Raw genomic sequence first — 16,831 nt, forward strand, 5'->3', positions numbered from 1 at the left:
CGTCTCAGTCCTCTATTTTATGCCGTCCGTTGTTGAAGACCGCGATTGCTTTTCCCTTGATCTGCTGGTTGAGCCACGGCGAGTTCTTCGATCGCGACAAATTCGCCTTTTCGTCGAAGAGCCAGGTGCGCTCCGGGTCGAAGAGGGTGAGGTTGGCCTTTTCCTCCACTTCAATTTTTGGGATCTCCAGGCCCAACAGCTTGCGCGGGTTCACGGTCACTTTCTCGATGAGCGCATCCCAACCCACCGGCTCGGCCAGCGCACCCAGGTGCATGGCAAAGGTCTGCAGGTTGATCATACCAAAATCAGCCAGGTCAAATTCCAGGCTCTTGCTCTCCTCTTCGTGCGGGATGTGGCCGGAGCAGAGCACGTCGATGGTGCCGTCTTTCAGGGCCTTGATCAACGCCTCGTTGTCCACCTTCTCGCGAAGGGGCGGGTTCACTTTATAGTTCGTGTCAAAATCCGACAAGCGGCTGTCGTCCAGCAGCGGCTGGTAGATGGCCACGTCGCAGGTGACGTTCAGCTTCTTTTTGGCGGCGCGGATCATGTCGGCCGATTTGCCGGTCGAGATCTTGGCGATGTGCAGGCGCCCGCCGGCATAAGCCAGCAATTCCAGGTTGCGCCCCACGGCAATGTCTTCAGCAATGCGCGGCATGCCTTTCAGGCCCAGCATGGTGCTGTTAACGCCTTCGTGCATCTGGCCAAACAGGTTCAGCCAGATATCCTCGGGATGGTCGATGATGAGGCCGTTAAATTTCTGGGTGTATTGCAGCGATTTCAGCAGGATATCGGTGTGCCAGATGGATTTCAGGCCGTCGGTAAAGGCTGCTGCACCGGCTTCGTGCAGGTCGATCATCTCCGTCAACTCCTCGCCTTTGTTGTTCTTGGTGACGGCTGCCAGGGGATGGATCTGCACCAGTTGGCTGTCGTTGCCCTTCACCAGGTAGCTGATCTCGTTCTTGGTTTGTACGCAGGGTACGGTGTTGGGCAGCAGGGCGATGCCCGTAAATCCGCCGGCGGCCGCGGTGCGCGCCACCGACTCCAGGTCTTCTTTGTGTTCCAGCCCCGGATCGCCCGCAAAGGTGCCCAGGTCAAACCAGCCCGCCGAAAGTTTCATGCCGTCCGCCTTGATCACCTTGTCGGCCGTATAGTTCTTATCACCGATCTCGATGATGCGACCGTTGTTGATCAATACATTTTTTTCTTTTTGATGGAAGGAGGACGAGGGGTCGAGAATTTCAGCGTGTTGTATCAGTATCTTCATGCTTACTATTTTTCACGGGGTTGCCTCCCCAAGAGAAGCGCGTTGCTTTACTTCATAAACCTGATCAACAGGATCTCCGCCAAAAGGAAGGTCAGGGCCAGCAAAAGCGCGTATTTCCACAATGGGGTGCCCAAATATCGCTCCTTTATTTCTTTGCTGAAAGCGTCGGTCGAACCAACCTCGAAAATAGTGATGTTGTCGCCACCCCCCAGCAGTTGCTTCATTTCGGGTCCGGAATATTGGTCCATCAGCGATTCGGCCTTGTCGAGGTTGAATGCCAGCAGATTAATGGTGTCGCGGCGCATCACCACCTTATAGAAACCCCGGCTGATGGAGAATTTGGGGATGTCGAAAATAACGTCGTCGTTCACCGTGCGCTGGGCGGGGATCACCTCCTCAGGGCCTTCCCACCGCAAAGGCTCCTCGCCCTTCAGGCTGTCTACATGCAGGGTGATGAAATCTTCCAGCAGGGTGTAGTAGGGTTTCAGGTCGTTCTTCTTGCCGCTGGCCGCGATGCGGTACATCACCGGCACAAAGATGGCGTGGTTAAAAAAGTCGGTTTGCGAAGCGTCCAGCGCGCTGGCCAGCACATAGACCTTGCCGCGCTGAGGAAAAAGCGAAAGGAACGGCTGGCCGTCCTTGAATTTCAGCAAGGCCGAGTTGTCGCCTCCCCAATCCAGCCGGCGTATGGCCTTGGGCATGGCCAGGGAAACCGACCGCTCTTCGAAAACATTTTCGAAAAAGGGATTCGAGAAGTCGGGCCGGTCAAGTTCCAGCGTGGTTTTGTTCCCGGTATCTTTCAAAGTGGCCAATTGCAGAAAATTTTTCAAGCTCTCCACATCCGGTGTTGTGCCGGGAGCCAGCAGCAACGTGCCGTTGTCGAGGATGTAGCGGCGCAACGCTCCCCCTAAGGAGGCGTCGATGCTGTTGAGCCCATTCACCACCACCAGGTCGGCCTGGGGCAGCAGGCCGTAGTTGAAATTGTTCACCGGGTAAGAGGCAAAATCAAATACATCCTTGTTTCCAAAAACTTTTTCAACCACCGTGGGCGCGGCCGTATTCTTGATCTCCAGCACGCGGATCTTGTCGGTGAAGTTCAGGGCCAGATAAAATTCATTGTCAAAGCTCACCGGGAAGTCGTTGAAGGTGAGCCGGGCCTCGTTCAACCCCGACAATCCTGTGGCGAGGTCGAAGGTGGTCTCGGCCATGCCGCCTTGGGCAATGTCCAGCAGCGAGGTTCCGGCCTGTACGCCGTTCAGGGTCAGTTTCAGGTTGAGCTGTGTCACTTCCTTGCGTCCGTCGTTGCGCACCTTCACGTGCAGCACGTTCTTCCCGCCCCCGGCCGAAAACGGATTCTCGAGGTAGGCCGAATCGATAAAAACGTTCGACAATTGGCCATAGGCAATGGGCACCAGGTGCAGCCGCGCTGTGGTGTCGGGGGCGGTCACCTGCCCCAGGGTGGACTTCTGGAAGTCGGAGATCCAAAAGATCTCGCGACCTCGTTTGGCTCCTTCCTGGCGGATGCGTTCTTGTATTTCGACCTGCGAGCGGCTCACGGGCGAAAGGCGGATCTGCGTGAGCAGGTCCAGCACCTCGGCCTTGGTTTTGTAGGTGTTTGAAAAAGGCGAAAAGTCGTTTGTGATCAGCCGGTAGCGCGTATCGGGCGGAAATACCTCCACGATGCTCCGCGCAAAGCTCACCCCGGCATCCAGTCCCCGCGTCTTGTCGTCGGTGAGTGCCGACATGCTCTGCGAGTTGTCCAGGTACAGCAAAATGTTCTGTCCCGTGCCCACTTGCTCCCGGGCGGGAATCACCGGCTGGCTAAAAGTAATGACCAGGAAAAACAGGAACAGCAACCGCGCCGCCAGCACCAGGTAATGCTTCAGGCGCCGCTTGGCCGTGGTAACTTCCTTCACCTGGCGGAGGAACCGCGTATTCGAAAAATATACCCGGATCGTTCTCCTGAAATTAAATAAATGGATGATAACGGGTATGGAAAGTGCGCCCAGCGCCCACAGAAAAGAAGGGTATAAAAAACTCATGCGAACAAAACTAATTAAAAAAGGATGCTTCCAACACCCGCTCCTATAAACGACCGAACTAACCCCATCATCAGCAATCCCCCAAACAAGATTCAACCAAAGTCCGGGATCAGACCCCCGAGACTCAACCACCAACCCCAGTCTTAAGGGAACCTTCGGGTCGATCCCAGAGGGGCATTGTTGTTTTTGGAAATATCCTGCCTCGCGGACTTGCCTTCAGGAATAATTGGATTTCAATAACCCCAGCCTTTAGGCTGGGGTTACACAGACCACCCCGGAAGGGCTTTAGCCCTGAACCTTCAACGACGAATTGGCTAAAAACAGGCCATCATCTTCAAAAAAATATCATCTCCCGCCAACATCGCCCCTACACGTAGCATTAAAAAAAAACGGAAAGTACCTACTGCAATCCCATTGCAGTAAGGTGCTTTTTCTTTATAGCCCTAACCAAAAAATGTTAATGGCTATGAAAACCAAAATCTTACTCACCTGTTTCGCGCTAGCCTGCGCCCTTGCAGCATCCTCCCAAAATTTCAAGAAGTTTAGAGTAGGCATCGGCGTTGGCTATGCCAAGCCTTCGGGAAGTGGCTCTCGGGGAGGAGGCCTTGTCTATCTCGAGCCTTCCTACCGCCTCAGCGATGCCCTCTCGCTGGGCTTGCGTGTGGAGTCGGCCATCGTCGCCCGCGGACTTTCGGGTAGTTCCGTCGATATGGAGAATTTTGATTTGTCGACCCAATCCTCCTACACGCTGAACGTGCAGTACTACCTGAGTACAAATAATTTTCGTCCTTTCTTCGGTGCCGGTCTCGGGATCCACAATCTGTCGGCGATGAAGACCGATGTTATTGTTGTCGATGGAATTGATTTCACAGGACAAGGGCAGGTGCAAACGCATACAGAATCGGTAAACCTCAGCGATGCGCAATCGAAGCTGGGATTCTACCCGCGTTTAGGTTTTGATTTGGGGCACTTCACATTTTCGGTCGACTATAATTTTATTCCCAACACAAAGACCACCGTGTCGGGAAGCGACGCGAGCTTCAGGAACAACTACCTGGGTGTTCGTCTCGGGGCGAATTTTGGTGGCGGAAGAAAATAATACCGACGTTGATCGCGGCGTCCGGTGGATCGTCATCGGACTTTTTAACAGGTCAGTCACCGTGCAACTTTTGTCGTATAGGATATTCGTTGTGTTGAACGGACAAAAGCTATAAGAAGCCTGACGATCATCGCCAGGCTTTTTGTTTTGCTCCTAACGGGCATTCACTTTTATTTGTTCGCTCCCAACATCAATAGCTCGCCGACGTTGATCTCGGTGAAGTATTTTTTTTCTCCCGTGCTGTCTTCGTACTCCCGGTGAACCAGGCGGCCCTCCACGGCGATCTCGTTGCCTTTTTTCAAGTACTTTTCCGCGATGTCCGCCAGTTTACCCCACATTACCAGGTGGTGCCATTGCGTGTCGACCACTTTTTCGCCCTTGTCGTTTTTATAGGTATCATTCGTCGCCAGATTAAAGGATACCTTTTTGCTGCCGCTTTCAAAAATACGCACCTCGGGGTCCTTGCCCAGGTTGCCGATAAGCCTCACGCTGTTTTTTAAATTTTTCATACGTCGATTGGTATAGTGTGGTGAATAAACGTTGCGTTGGGAAATGCGACTCCCAACACCAGGGCTACCCGCCCGATGGTCTCGCCAAGGTGAGGCAAGAAATTAAAGCTAGTCGTATGATAAACGTTTAATTTCGTTTATATTCGATCATCAGTTGTTGGTTATTTTTTATGTCAAATCATGTTCACAAATTCTGCCAGGAATGCGGGGCACTTATTAAGGGAAGGGCCGACAAAAAATTTTGTGACGATCACTGCCGCGCCAACTACAACAATCGCATCAACAGTTCCGAAACCCACTACATGCGCTCGGTCATTCACGTGCTCCGCCGGAATCGCCGCATCCTGAAAGACCTCAACCACACCGGAAAGACCAAAGTCGATTGCGATAAACTGCGCCATCGCGGATTTGATTTCACCTACTTCACCAACATCGACGAAACCGGAACCGAGGGCCGCTACTACTATTGCTTTGATCAGGGCTATATTCTTTTGAAGGACGGCGATCTGCTCTTGGTGACAAGACAACCCCATTGATGTACACGGAATGTGTGTGATCAAATGAATGATGATGAGAAATATTCTGAAAAACAAGATGGCAACCCTTCAAGGATTGCCATCTGTCTGAACGGGCATTTCGCCGCGTTCATGAAATAATAAGTTCAATAACCTCCCCATCAACCCAGAGGCCAACGATGTGCTCTGGGAATTAAACCGCGAAGCTCTCACCACAACCGCAGGTGCGTGTGGCGTTCGGATTGATGAATTGGAAACCCTTTCCGTTGAGGCCGTCCGAAAAGTCGAGCGTGGTGCCCAACAGATAGAGGAGGCTTTTCTTGTCGACCAGGATCTTGATACCCTTGTCTTCAAAGATCTGGTCGGCGGGTTTGATCTCGTCGTCGAAGTTGAGATCATACATCAGTCCCGAGCAGCCACCGCCCTTCACGAGCACGCGGATGTTGTTGTTGTCGGGCTTGCCTTCTTCGGTGCGGAGGGCGATGATCCGTTCTTTTGCTTTATCGGTTACGCTGATCATAGTCTGCAATGTTCTTTGTTTACGAAATCGGGTTGAGCACTACGCTGAAAACGGTAAGCGTATTCATATCGCGTCCGTAATACAGCTTTTGCAGGGCGTCGAGGATGTTGCTGGCCTTGAAGTAGGACGTGTGCAATTCCGTGTCGCCCTTGGCAACCCATTGTATGGTGTAAGAATTCTCTTTCTCTTTATACTGCTGCACGTAGGCCAGCATTTTCTTTAACGCATCCACCTTGTCGGCTCCGGTTTCGTTGTGGAACAGGAAAGCCTGGTTGTGGCGCGGGTTGATGGTGATGAGGTCCAGCTTCACTTTGTGGCCATCCACCGTGCTGTACTCAAACACGAGGTCCGACGTGCGCAAGCCCAGGTAGTCCTTGATTTCTTGTTGTATGCGGGCCGCTTCTACGTGCATTTCGCTGAGTGTCTCGATCATAGATGCCAAAGTTTCACAGTTTAAACTTTCGATTTCCCCTAAAAGTTTCTTGTTTGGGTACAAAGTTAACAATTATGGAAAAACTTGAACACATCGGAATTGCCGTTAAAAGCCTGAAAAATGCACATTCTGTCTTTGAAGCCCTATTGGGTCGCGAGCACTACAAGATCGAGGAAGTGGCCTCGGAAGGCGTGCGGACCTCGTTTTTTGAGATCGGCGGGGTGAAAATCGAGTTCCTGGAAGCCACCCGCGACGATTCGCCCATCGCCAAATTCATCGAAAAAAAGGGGGAAGGTGTGCACCATCTCGCGTTTGCGGTGAGCGATATCCGCAGCAGCATCGAGGACTATAAAAATAAAGGTTTCGAGGTGATCAATCAGGAGCCCAAGAAAGGGGCCGACAACAAGATGATCTGCTTTCTCCATCCCAAAACCACTGGCGGCGTTTTGATCGAACTCTGCCAAGACCTCTAGGCCGACATCAAGGTTTCTTCATCTGGCTGGCGCTTTTGCCGCCAAATTGGATGTCGTTGTAGTATTTCGTCTTTTTCTTTCCCTTGGCGGTTTTGTAATACGGCTTCGGCGTGGCGCATGCGCCCAATACGATAAACAGGACGAGCAGAAGGCCGGTAATTTTTCTCATGGGGTCGTGGTTTTACCAGTGCATAGGTACACCGAATATAAGACTCAAATCTGTCATATTCATCGATAATCTTACTTTTGCAGGATGAATGGTTTCTTCGGACGACGGAGACGATCATTTTTTAACCTGTCACAAAAACGTATGAGCGAGAACAGATCGGAGATAAGCAACCTGGGCGAATTTGGATTGATCGACCGCATCCACAAAAACGTCACCCTCACCAACCCCACATCGCTCACCGGCATTGGCGACGATGCGGCCGTTATTCAAGGCCACGACCAGGACTGTATCCTGGTCTCCACCGACATGCTGGTGGAAGGCATTCACTTTGATCTGTCATATGTACCCATCCATCATTTGGGCTACAAGGCCGTGGCGGTGAACGTGTCCGACATCGCGGCCATGAATGGAAAGGCGGAACAGATCACGGTGAGCCTGGCGTTGAGCAACCGCTTTTCGGTGGAGGCGATCGATGCGCTGTACGCAGGCATTCGCACCGCCTGTCAGAATTATGGCGTCGACCTCGTCGGTGGCGACACAACGTCATCCACATCCGGGCTGGTCATCTCCATCTCGGTGATCGGCCGCGCACGACGGGAGAAGATCGCCTACCGCAGTGGCGCGCAAGTGAATGATATCCTTTGTGCCACGGGTGACCTGGGCGCCGCCTTCATGGGACTCCAGGTGCTGGAACGCGAAAAGCAAGTGTTCCTTTCCGATCCCAACATGGAACCCAACATTGAAAAATACGAATACCTTGTTGGCCGGCAGCTAAAACCCGAAGCGCGCACCGACATTGTTTTCGACCTCGAGGAAGCCGGCGTGAAACCCACCTCGATGATCGATGTTTCCGACGGGTTGGCATCGGAACTTTTGCACATTGCTAGAAACTCGGGTGTGGGCGTCCGGATCTATGAAGACAAAATTCCCATCGATCACACGGCTTACGAGACGGCGGTCGAATTCAACCTCGATCCTGTAACGTGTGCGCTGAATGGTGGCGAGGACTATGAGCTGTTGTTCACCATCTCGCAAGCCGACCAGGAGAAGCTCAAGAATCACCCCGACATCCATTTCATCGGCTATGTGCACGACCGCAAGGATCAGAACGTGCTCATCACCAAAGGAGGCACAGTGGTACCGTTGCGGGCCCAGGGATGGGACCATTTCCGGTCGTGATCAATCTTCCGGGAAGGGAATGAAGACGAAGTTGGTAAACTGCTGATCGACCACGAAAAGACAGCAAAATTCATCCGGATCCTTATAGGCTGCCTTAAAGTCGTCCACCTTGTCGGGGGTGACCAGGCCGCGCTGCAGGAATTCGTCAAAAAAAGAAGCATAATAATACCAGGCGGTGCCGTTCACGGCGGGGGCCATCAGCATTTGACCGATGGGTTGTTCTTCCTTGCAAAGGGGGAAAATGGGATATTCAAAGCCCGCCGTCCTGATCTGGTAGGAGGCTTCTTTCAAGGTGTCGGCTACCCGCACAAAGTCTTGTGAAATGGTGCCGAGGTATTTACCACTGAGTTCGGGGTCGTTATGCATATAAAAAGTTGTGACGTAAAGGTAAACGATTAATGCTGACCGTTAGACATGGCGAGTGGAAACACCGGTCCGGGCAACGGGTGCAGGAATGCGCGCGACATGGCAATGAGGTCCGGGAAAAAAATTTCGAATTCGGTTTTGAAGGCGTCATACGATTGTTCCAAATCCTGAACGGACTGTTCCATATGCGAGTCGTGGCGGGTTCGGCTGGCCAATCCGCTCAGGGCCTGTTGCAGTCCTTGCAGGTTGCCATAGTTCAGCAGCCAGTTGCCACGCTTCATGTGTGGCAGAAGACGACGCACGCCTTCCGGTAACACCGGGCTTTGACTCTCTAAAAAGCGGTAGGCCTCGCGGGCGAAGTCGGGGAGTGGTTGGGCGTGATACTGGTCCCAATACCGGGAAAGAAAATGGTCATAGAAAACATCGACGATCACGGGGGCGTAGTGCCTGTACTTGGGCCGCAACCGGGTCTTGCTTTGCAACACCACGGGGTGATGGTCGGTGAAGGCATCGATCTCGCGGTGCAAGGCGATCCCTTTGGCAATGCCGTCGCCAAATTGTTCAAGCAGGTTCCGGCCTTTCACAAAATCGCCGATGAAGTTGCCCACCATCACGGAGGGATTGTTCCCCGATAAATAAATGTGTGCCAAAAAATTCATGCCGTGTAAAGGTATTGGTTATTTGTTATTAAGTTCTTAGGTTGGACGTTCATAGTGATCATGTTCAGTTTACCCTCGTCTGTCCCGTTGATACACCTTAACTTTAACCTAAACTACCATGTCTGCACTTGCCCAAATGAAATTGTTGATCAGCCTCGCTCAAATAGACGGCACCGTGGCCGACCGGGAGCGGAACTATATCATTAACATCGGCCGGGCCAACAACGTTTACCCCGACGAGGTGAAACCGCTGTTTGACAAACGCCACGACCTCATCGTTCCCGAAGATCTTTCCGACGACCGGAAGTTCGACTACCTTTTCTCCCTGGTGCAGCTCATGAAGATCGACGAGCGCATGTACAAGGAGGAGATCATGTTTTGTTCCAAGATCGCTTCCAACCTGGGCTACGATCAGCAGGTGATGTTCGAATTGCTGCTCAACGTGAAAGCCGCGGTCATGGGCGCCGATGAAATGAGCCGTTTGAAAACGTTGGTGCAGAAATATCTCCAGCATTAACTTGTCATTTTTCTTTTGAAGCCTATCTTTCCCTCATTAACCTAAAACCGTATGAAGAAAATTTACCTCCTGCTTTTGTGCATGGCTTCCCTCGCGAGCTATGCGCAGAAAACCTACATCCATTGCGGCAACCTCATCGACGGCAAGGCCAACGACGTTCAGCCCGAGATGACCATCGTGGTGGAAGGCAACAAGATCACCGCCATCGAAAAAGGATTTTCGAAACCCGGCGCCAGCGACGTGCTCGTCGACCTCAGCAAAAAAACGGTCATGCCCGGACTCATCGACATGCACGTCCATCTCGAAAGCGAGACCAGCAAAGACCAGGCCCTCCAGCGCTTCACCCTTAACGACGCCGACGTAGCCTTTCGCGCCGCAGCCTATGCCCGCAAAACGCTGATGGCCGGGTTCACGACCGTGCGCGACCTGGGAGGCTCGGGTGTAAATACCGCCTTGAGAAATGCGATCAACCAGGGCATTGCCGTGGGACCGCGCATCTTTTCGGCAGGAAAATCCATTGCCACCACGGGCGGTCATGCCGATCCCACAAACGGCTATCGCAAAGACCTCATGGGCGATCCCGGACCGAAGGAAGGCGTCATCAACGGCCCCGACGATGCCCGGAAAGCCGTGCGTCAACGCTACAAGGAAGGTTCTGATATGATCAAAATAACTGCCACCGGCGGCGTGCTCAGCATCGCCAAAGATGGTTCCGGTCCCCAGTTCACCGACGAGGAATTGAAAGCGATCATCGAAACGGCAAAAGAATATGGCATGCACACGGCAGCCCACGCCCACGGAGCGGAAGGCATGAAACGCGCGGTGATGGCGGGAATCACCACCATTGAACACGGCACAAAAATGACCGAGGAAATCATGGACCTGATGAAGCAAAAAGGCACCTTCTTCGTACCCACCATCTCGGCCGGAAAGTTTGTGGCCGAGCAGGCCAAAGTGCCCGGCTATTACCACCCCCTGGTGGTGCCCAAAGCACTGGAAATCGGTCCCCAAATCCAGGAAACCTTTAGAAAGGCCTACAAACGCGGTGTTAAAATAGCCTTTGGAACCGATGCAGGGGTGTATCCACACGGCGACAATGCCAAGGAGTTCGGCTTCATGGTTGAGGCCGGCATGCCCCCCATGGAAGCGATCAAGTCGGCCACCGTCGTTCCCGCCGGGATCCTGGGCATGTCTGACAAATTCGGCTCCCTCGAAACAGGCAAATTTGCCGACATCGTGGCCACCGACGAAAATCCGCTCAAAAACATCAAAACCATGGAAAAAGTGAGCTTCGTCATGAAGGAAGGCGTCGTGATAAAACAATAAAATTCCACCCCACCATGAACAATGGACTTTTCTTTTCCATTGTTCATGGTTCCCTACTCATTGATCGTTGTAATTCCTACTTTTGCAGTCTTAAACAAGGACAGGAGCAAACCCTGATGCGGAAACTGCCGCGAAATGGGAATTTTGCCCGATTTAGGAGACTGAGAGCATGGAAAACATCCGCAATTTTTGCATCATCGCACACATTGATCACGGCAAAAGCACACTGGCCGACAGACTGTTGGAATTTACCGGCACCCTGAACGAACGCCAGATGGAGGCCCAGGTGCTGGACAACATGGACCTGGAGAAAGAAAAAGGGATCACCATCAAGTCCCACGCCATCCAAATGAACTACACCATGGATGGCAAAAGCTATGTGCTCAACCTGATCGACACCCCGGGTCACGTGGATTTTTCCTACGAAGTGTCGCGCTCCATTGCCGCCTGCGAAGGCGCCCTGCTCATTGTGGATGCCAGCCAGGGCATTGAAGCCCAAACGATATCCAACCTCTATCTCGCCCTGGAACACGACCTGGAGATCATCCCGGTCCTGAACAAGATCGACTTGCCCCATGCCATGCCCGAAGAGGTGACCGACGAAATTGTGGAGTTGGTGGGCTGCAAGCGCGAAGATGTGATTCGCGCCAGCGCAAAGGAAGGAAAAGGCATCGAAGAAATACTGCGTGCCGTCGTGAACCGCGTCAAGGCCCCCAAAGGCGATCCCAAAGCGCCGTTGCAAGCCATGATCTTCGACTCGGTCTTTAACTCATTCCGTGGCATCGAGATCTACTTCCGTGTATTCAACGGCACCATCCGCAAGGGTGACAAGATCAAATTTGTAAATGCCGACAAAGAATATGGTGCCGATGAGATCGGCATCTTGAAACTGGACAAACAACCCAAGAACGAGATCAGCACCGGCAACGTGGGCTATCTCATTTCCGGTATCAAAGTGGCCAGCGAGGTGCATGTCGGCGATACGATCACAAACGTGCTCAATCCAGGCGAGGCCCTCAAAGGATTCGAGAAAGTGAAGCCCATGGTGTTTGCGGGTATCTATCCCGTGGACACGACAGAATTTGAAGAGTTGCGTGCGTCCATGGAAAAGTTGCAGCTTAACGACGCGTCACTGGTATGGGAATTGGAAACGTCGGCCGCGCTCGGCTTTGGCTTCCGTTGCGGATTTCTCGGCATGCTCCACATGGAGATCATCCAGGAACGTCTGGAGCGCGAGTTTAACATGACCGTGATCACCACGGTGCCCTCGGTGCAATTCCAGGCATTCCTGACGGATGGAACACAGATCTATGTCAATGCTCCTTCCGAAATGCCGGACCCCACACGGATGTCGCGCATCGAGGAACCCTACATCAAAGCGCAGATCATTTCGAAATCAGAATATATCGGGCCCATCATCGGCCTGTGCATGGACAAACGCGGCAGCATCATCAATCAAAACTATCTCACCACCGATCGCGTGGAGATGTCGTTTGAAATGCCGCTGTCCGAAATTGTATTTGACTTCTTCGACAAGCTGAAATCCATCTCCCGCGGATACGCTTCCCTCGACTATCACCTCATCGGCTTCCGCGAATCCGACATGGTGAAGCTCGACATCATGTTGAATGGTGAGAAAGTGGATGCGCTGAGTGCCATCGTGCACCGCGGCAAGTCGCAGGATTGGGGACGCAAACTTTGCGAAAAACTGCGCGAGCTCATTCCACGCCAGATGTTCGAGATCGCTATCCAGGCGGCCATTGGCCAGAAGGTTGTGGCCCGCGAAAACATCAGCGCCATCCGCAAGAACGTATTGGCAAAATGCTATGGTGGCGATATCTCCCGTAAGCGCAAGCTGCTGGAGAAACAGAAGAAAGGAAAGAAACGCATGCGCCAGGTGGGCAACGTGGAAATACCGCAGGAAGCCTTTATGGCGGTTCTGAAAATTGATTAAATTAACCGTTGTATTATGAAATTGAAACCGTTATGGAAAAAAACAATGGAGAATTTATTGCAGAAATGTTGAGGCACCTGGGTCGCCTCGAAGAGAACATGAAAAAGTTTGGCAGGCGGTTGGACTTGACGATCCAGCGCATGGTGAAAGCGGAGGCACGTCTTGAGAAGCACGATGCGGAATTTGAAGCCCGGTCCGCGGAATGGTGGAAAGAATTCGAAGCCCGATCGGCGGAATGGCGGAAAGAATTCGAGGCCGGATCCGCGGAATGGCGGAAAGAATTCGAGGCCGGATCCGCGGAATGGCGGAAAGAATTCGAGGCCCGTTCTGCGGAATGGCGGAAAGAATTCGAGGCGCGTTCTGCGGAATGGTGGAGCGAATTCGAAGCGCGCATGGCAAAATCCGAAGCGCGGACGGCGAAACTCGATGCTCGCATGGCGAAATCCGAAGCGCGGGCGGCGAAACTCGATGCTCGTATGGAGAAATCCGAAGCCCGAATGGAGGCATCGACTAAATATTTTTTAGATCGATTTGAAAGAAGCGACAGACGTACGGAAAGAGGGGAGAAACTTTTTATCCAGTTGATCCAAAAGAATGGCCTGAGACTTTAACGTTTGAAATGAGCGCGGTAGGGCTGTAAACACAGTAGAAAAAAATAGATATCAGATTGAAATGACGCAGGACTTGCAAACCACCACCTACACACTCATCGACGGCAAAAAAGTGTCGTCCGATATCAAGGATGAAATTGCCGCGAAGGTGGCTGAGCGCAAACAGCTTGGCAAAAAGATCCCTCACCTCGCGATCATCCTGGTGGGCGACGACGGCGCCAGCCAAACGTATGTCGACAACAAAGTGAAAGCCTGCAAAAGCGTTGGCTTCCACTACACCATGATGCGCTTTGCCGACACCATCAGCGAAGAACGCCTCATGAAACACATCGACCACGTGAACAACGACGACGATGTGGATGGCTTCATCGTGCAGTTGCCTTTGCCTGCACACATTTCCGTAGAGAACATCACCGAGAAGATCCGTTCCGATAAAGATGTGGACGGCTTCACCAACCATAACTTCGGAAGCATTATTTCAAAAAGCCCGCTGCTGTTGCCTGCAACGCCCTATGGTGTTATGGAACTGCTGCGCCGCTATGGCATAGAGACCGAAGGCAAGCATGCCGTGGTAGTGGGAGCAAGCCGTATTGCCGGCGCACCCCTCAGCATGATGCTGACCGAACAAGGTCGCGCCACCGTAACGATCTGCCACAAATTCACCAAGGACCTGCCGGCCTATACTCGCTCTGCAGACATCTTGTTGACCGCCGTAGGCAAACCCGGCTTGATCACCGCCGACATGGTGAAGGAAGGCGCCATCGTCATCGACATTGGCACCACCCGCGTGGAAGGCCCCGAATATCCGAAAGGATGGGCTATCAAAGGAGACGTTGATTTTAAAAACGTAGCACCCAAAGCATCGTACATCACCCCCGTTCCCGGCGGTGTGGGTCCGATGACCATCGTATCGCTCTTGCTGAATACCCTGCGCGCCACCGAGCTGCGCCATCCGTAACACGCGGACGACTTGCCGGTAAGCACGCGAAGATCATGGCTGTGGAAATCAAAGAAAAACATCTGGTAACAACGCTTCCGCTCATGGAAGACTTCTACACCATCCAAGGTGAAGGATTCTACCAGGGGAGTGCCGCCTATTTCATCCGCCTCGGCGGGTGCGATGTCGGTTGCGTGTGGTGCGACGTAAAGGAATCGTGGGATGTGAATGCGCACCCCTCCGTGAGCGTCGACGTCATGATGGAGCGCGCCAAGACCAGTGGCACGGAGATCGTGGTCATCACGGGTGGCGAACCCGCCATGCACGACCTCACCGCGTTAACGCAGACGCTAAAGGCCAACGGCATGCGCACGCACATTGAAACCTCCGGCGTGTATCCGCTTACCGGACAATGGGATTGGGTATGTTTCTCTCCCAAAAAATTCAAGGAACCCCATCCCTCGGTATTTGTGCAAGCCGACGAGTTGAAAGTGATCGTCTACAACAAAAGCGACTTTGCCTGGGCAGCGGAATTTGCCGCGGTGGTTCGCCCGGACTGCCAGCTGTATTTGCAGCCCGAGTGGTCGAAAGAAAAAGAGATGCTTCCCCTCATCATTGACTACGTGAAAGCCAACCCGCAGTGGCAGGTGTCGTTACAAGTTCATAAATACATGAACATTCCTTAGCACAAGCCCTCCATGAACATCACAACGTTCGCGGCAACCATGAACCAGTGGGGACAGGAAAAGGTCCCCTTTTTGTTTGTGGTGGATTTTGAAATGCAACAGCCGTTGCTTTTGCGTCTGAAGGACGTAGACGCGTCAAAACTGCTCTACCGGATCCAGGGGATCACCAATACCCCACAGGCCCCCCTAATTACCCCTACCGGCTCGGTTACGTTGGAGAAAATTCCGCTACCGCAACAGGAATATCAACGCAAATTCGATGCGGTCTACGCCCACCTGGCCTACGGTGACTCTTTCCTGACCAACCTCACCGTAAAAACCGAAGTAAAGACCGACCGCTCCCTGCGCGACCTCTTCCACTTGAGCCGCGCCCGCTATAAACTGCTGTTTGACAACAGGTTTCTGGTGTTTTCACCGGAGATTTTTGTCCAGATAAAAGACAAAAAGATCTATAGTTTTCCCATGAAGGGAACGATGGATGCTTCCCTGCCACAAGCGCGCGAAAGATTGCTGGCCGATCCCAAGGAAATTGCGGAACATGTCACCATTGTAGACCTGATCCGCAACGATCTGAGCCAGGTGGCCTCCGGCGTACATGTGTCCCGTTTTCGATACATTGAAGAAATACAAACGGCCTCAAAAACGTTGTTGCAAGTGAGTTCGGAAGTGGTGGGCGATCTGGAGGAGGATTACGCCGCCCGTATCGGCGACATTTTGGTAAGGTTATTGCCCCCCGGGTCGGTGAGTGGAGCGCCAAAACCCAAGACGTTAGAGATCATCCGCGACGTGGAGCAAGAACAGCGGGGATACTACACGGGCGTGTTCGGGGTCTTCGACGGCGAAAGACTTGACAGCGGGGTGATGATCCGTTTCATCGAAAAGCAAGGCGACCGCTATTTCTACCGGAGTGGCGGTGGCATCACCACGCAAAGCACGGCAGCATCGGAGTACCAGGAAGTGATCGATAAAGTATATGTCCCTCTTACTTGAAACCATAAAGCTGCAGGACGGCGAATACCAGAACCTGTTCTACCACGAACAGCGCATGAACCGTTCGCTGAAAACGCTCTGCGGTGAGTTCGATCATTTCGACCTGGAGGAATTTCTAAAACACCTCGAACGACCTGCACAAGGATTGTTCAAATGTCGCATTGTGTACGACGAACAATCCAAGGAAGTGGAGTTCATGCCCTACACACCCAAGCCCGTCAACAGCCTGCGCGTGATCGAGCACGATCGCATCTCGTACGAATTCAAATATGCCGATCGCAAAACGTTAAACAAGCTCTATGAACTGCGCCAGGCCAGCGACGACATCCTGATCGTCAAGCGCGGATTGGTCACCGATTCTTCGTATGCCAACATCGTGTTTCGCCGGGGCAAGCACTGGTACACGCCCTGGTCGGCCCTGCTCAAAGGAACGCAGCGCGCCAAATTGCTGGAGCGCGATGTGATCCACGAAGAAGAAATTCGCGTGGAGGATATCGAGACGTTCGAAACCTTCAAGCTCATCAACGCGATGCTGGAATTTGAGTCGCCGGAAATTGACGTATCCAACATTGTTTTCTAGTT

The 16,831-nt window shown here is 52.7% G+C and carries 20 protein-coding genes; 12 read left to right on the forward strand and 8 right to left on the reverse strand.

Annotated features, from left to right (window positions below; translation table 11 throughout):
* Nucleotides 1-4: 4 nt before the first annotated feature.
* Complete coding sequence (locus tag BUB30_RS31050; RefSeq protein WP_073142342.1) at nt 5-1,264, reverse strand: dihydroorotase; 1,260 nt, start codon at nt 1,262-1,264, stop codon at nt 5-7.
* 47 nt (nt 1,265-1,311) lie between these two features.
* Nucleotides 1,312-3,306 carry a BatA domain-containing protein gene (locus tag BUB30_RS31055; protein WP_073142344.1) on the reverse strand — a complete coding sequence of 665 codons (1,995 nt, stop codon included), beginning with the start codon at nt 3,304-3,306 and terminating at the stop codon, nt 1,312-1,314.
* Nucleotides 3,307-3,772: 466 nt separating this feature from the next.
* Here BUB30_RS31055 and BUB30_RS31060 point away from each other — a divergent pair, with 466 nt between their 5' ends.
* Entirely contained in the window at nt 3,773-4,405 is a 633-nt protein-coding gene (locus tag BUB30_RS31060; protein WP_073142346.1) for an outer membrane beta-barrel protein, read from the forward strand.
* 170 nt (nt 4,406-4,575) lie between these two features.
* On the opposite strand, the gene BUB30_RS31065 is transcribed toward BUB30_RS31060, so the two are convergent.
* Nucleotides 4,576-4,914: a single-stranded DNA-binding protein gene (locus BUB30_RS31065; RefSeq protein ID WP_073142348.1), complete on the reverse strand. Its 339-nt coding sequence runs from the start codon at nt 4,912-4,914 to the stop codon at nt 4,576-4,578.
* Nucleotides 4,915-5,084: 170 nt separating this feature from the next.
* On the opposite strand from BUB30_RS31065, the gene BUB30_RS31070 reads away from it, so the two are divergent.
* The gene (locus BUB30_RS31070; protein ID WP_073142349.1) at nt 5,085-5,450 is read left to right on the forward strand and encodes a hypothetical protein; all 366 of its coding nucleotides are present in this window, start codon (nt 5,085-5,087) and stop codon (nt 5,448-5,450) included.
* Nucleotides 5,451-5,622: 172 nt separating this feature from the next.
* On the opposite strand, the gene BUB30_RS31075 is transcribed toward BUB30_RS31070, so the two are convergent.
* Both BUB30_RS31075 and BUB30_RS31080 read right to left on the reverse strand, forming a co-directional pair.
* A complete protein-coding gene (locus tag BUB30_RS31075) occupies nt 5,623-5,949 on the reverse strand; it encodes a HesB/IscA family protein (RefSeq protein WP_073142351.1) in 327 nt (108 codons plus the stop codon).
* A 19-nt stretch (nt 5,950-5,968) separates the two neighbouring features.
* Nucleotides 5,969-6,382 carry a hypothetical protein gene (locus BUB30_RS31080; RefSeq protein WP_228450765.1) on the reverse strand — a complete coding sequence of 138 codons (414 nt, stop codon included), beginning with the start codon at nt 6,380-6,382 and terminating at the stop codon, nt 5,969-5,971.
* A 74-nt stretch (nt 6,383-6,456) separates the two neighbouring features.
* On the opposite strand from BUB30_RS31080, the gene mce reads away from it, so the two are divergent.
* Nucleotides 6,457-6,855, forward strand: a complete 399-nt coding sequence (gene mce, locus BUB30_RS31085) for a methylmalonyl-CoA epimerase (protein WP_073142353.1) — start codon at nt 6,457-6,459, stop codon at nt 6,853-6,855.
* A gap of 7 nt (nt 6,856-6,862) precedes the next feature.
* Here the strand turns inward: mce and BUB30_RS35355 are convergent, their stop codons facing one another.
* A complete protein-coding gene (locus BUB30_RS35355; protein WP_178377240.1) occupies nt 6,863-7,024 on the reverse strand; it encodes a hypothetical protein in 162 nt (53 codons plus the stop codon).
* A gap of 141 nt (nt 7,025-7,165) precedes the next feature.
* Between BUB30_RS35355 and thiL the strand changes: the two genes are divergently transcribed.
* Complete coding sequence (thiL, locus tag BUB30_RS31090; RefSeq protein WP_073142355.1) at nt 7,166-8,203, forward strand: thiamine-phosphate kinase; 1,038 nt, start codon at nt 7,166-7,168, stop codon at nt 8,201-8,203.
* Here thiL and BUB30_RS31095 read toward each other — a convergent pair whose 3' ends face one another.
* Together BUB30_RS31095 and BUB30_RS31100 are read right to left on the reverse strand one after the other, a co-directional pair.
* Entirely contained in the window at nt 8,204-8,569 is a 366-nt protein-coding gene (locus tag BUB30_RS31095; protein WP_073142357.1) for a hypothetical protein, read from the reverse strand. It abuts the gene before it with no gap.
* A 29-nt stretch (nt 8,570-8,598) separates the two neighbouring features.
* Nucleotides 8,599-9,228: an acyl carrier protein phosphodiesterase gene (locus BUB30_RS31100; RefSeq protein ID WP_073142359.1), complete on the reverse strand. Its 630-nt coding sequence runs from the start codon at nt 9,226-9,228 to the stop codon at nt 8,599-8,601.
* Between the two features lie 118 nt (nt 9,229-9,346).
* Here BUB30_RS31100 and BUB30_RS31105 point away from each other — a divergent pair, with 118 nt between their 5' ends.
* From BUB30_RS31105 to BUB30_RS31140, 8 genes are all read left to right on the forward strand, one after another.
* Complete coding sequence (locus BUB30_RS31105) at nt 9,347-9,745, forward strand: hypothetical protein (protein WP_143165154.1); 399 nt, start codon at nt 9,347-9,349, stop codon at nt 9,743-9,745.
* A 51-nt stretch (nt 9,746-9,796) separates the two neighbouring features.
* Nucleotides 9,797-11,071, forward strand: a complete 1,275-nt coding sequence (locus tag BUB30_RS31110; RefSeq protein ID WP_073142362.1) for a metal-dependent hydrolase family protein — start codon at nt 9,797-9,799, stop codon at nt 11,069-11,071.
* Between the two features lie 169 nt (nt 11,072-11,240).
* Nucleotides 11,241-13,025, forward strand: a complete 1,785-nt coding sequence (lepA, locus tag BUB30_RS31115) for a translation elongation factor 4 (RefSeq protein ID WP_073142364.1) — start codon at nt 11,241-11,243, stop codon at nt 13,023-13,025.
* Between the two features lie 32 nt (nt 13,026-13,057).
* On the forward strand, nt 13,058-13,636 hold the full coding sequence (locus tag BUB30_RS35850; RefSeq protein WP_178377241.1) for a hypothetical protein: 579 nt from the start codon (nt 13,058-13,060) through the stop codon (nt 13,634-13,636).
* 61 nt (nt 13,637-13,697) lie between these two features.
* On the forward strand, nt 13,698-14,594 hold the full coding sequence (locus tag BUB30_RS31125) for a bifunctional 5,10-methylenetetrahydrofolate dehydrogenase/5,10-methenyltetrahydrofolate cyclohydrolase (RefSeq protein ID WP_073142367.1): 897 nt from the start codon (nt 13,698-13,700) through the stop codon (nt 14,592-14,594).
* A gap of 35 nt (nt 14,595-14,629) precedes the next feature.
* Complete coding sequence (locus BUB30_RS31130) at nt 14,630-15,259, forward strand: 7-carboxy-7-deazaguanine synthase QueE (protein WP_073142369.1); 630 nt, start codon at nt 14,630-14,632, stop codon at nt 15,257-15,259.
* Nucleotides 15,260-15,271: 12 nt separating this feature from the next.
* Nucleotides 15,272-16,249 carry an aminodeoxychorismate synthase component I gene (locus tag BUB30_RS31135; protein WP_073142371.1) on the forward strand — a complete coding sequence of 326 codons (978 nt, stop codon included), beginning with the start codon at nt 15,272-15,274 and terminating at the stop codon, nt 16,247-16,249.
* Nucleotides 16,233-16,829 (forward strand): aminotransferase class IV, encoded by a 597-nt coding sequence (locus tag BUB30_RS31140; RefSeq protein WP_073142372.1) that lies wholly within the window; start codon nt 16,233-16,235, stop codon nt 16,827-16,829. Before BUB30_RS31135 ends, BUB30_RS31140 begins: the two co-directional genes overlap by 17 nt.
* Nucleotides 16,830-16,831 lie beyond the last annotated feature (2 nt).

Origin of the sequence: Chryseolinea serpens (assembly GCF_900129725.1) — a bacterium.
GTDB classification, from domain to species: Bacteria; Bacteroidota; Bacteroidia; order Cytophagales; family Cyclobacteriaceae; genus Chryseolinea; species Chryseolinea serpens.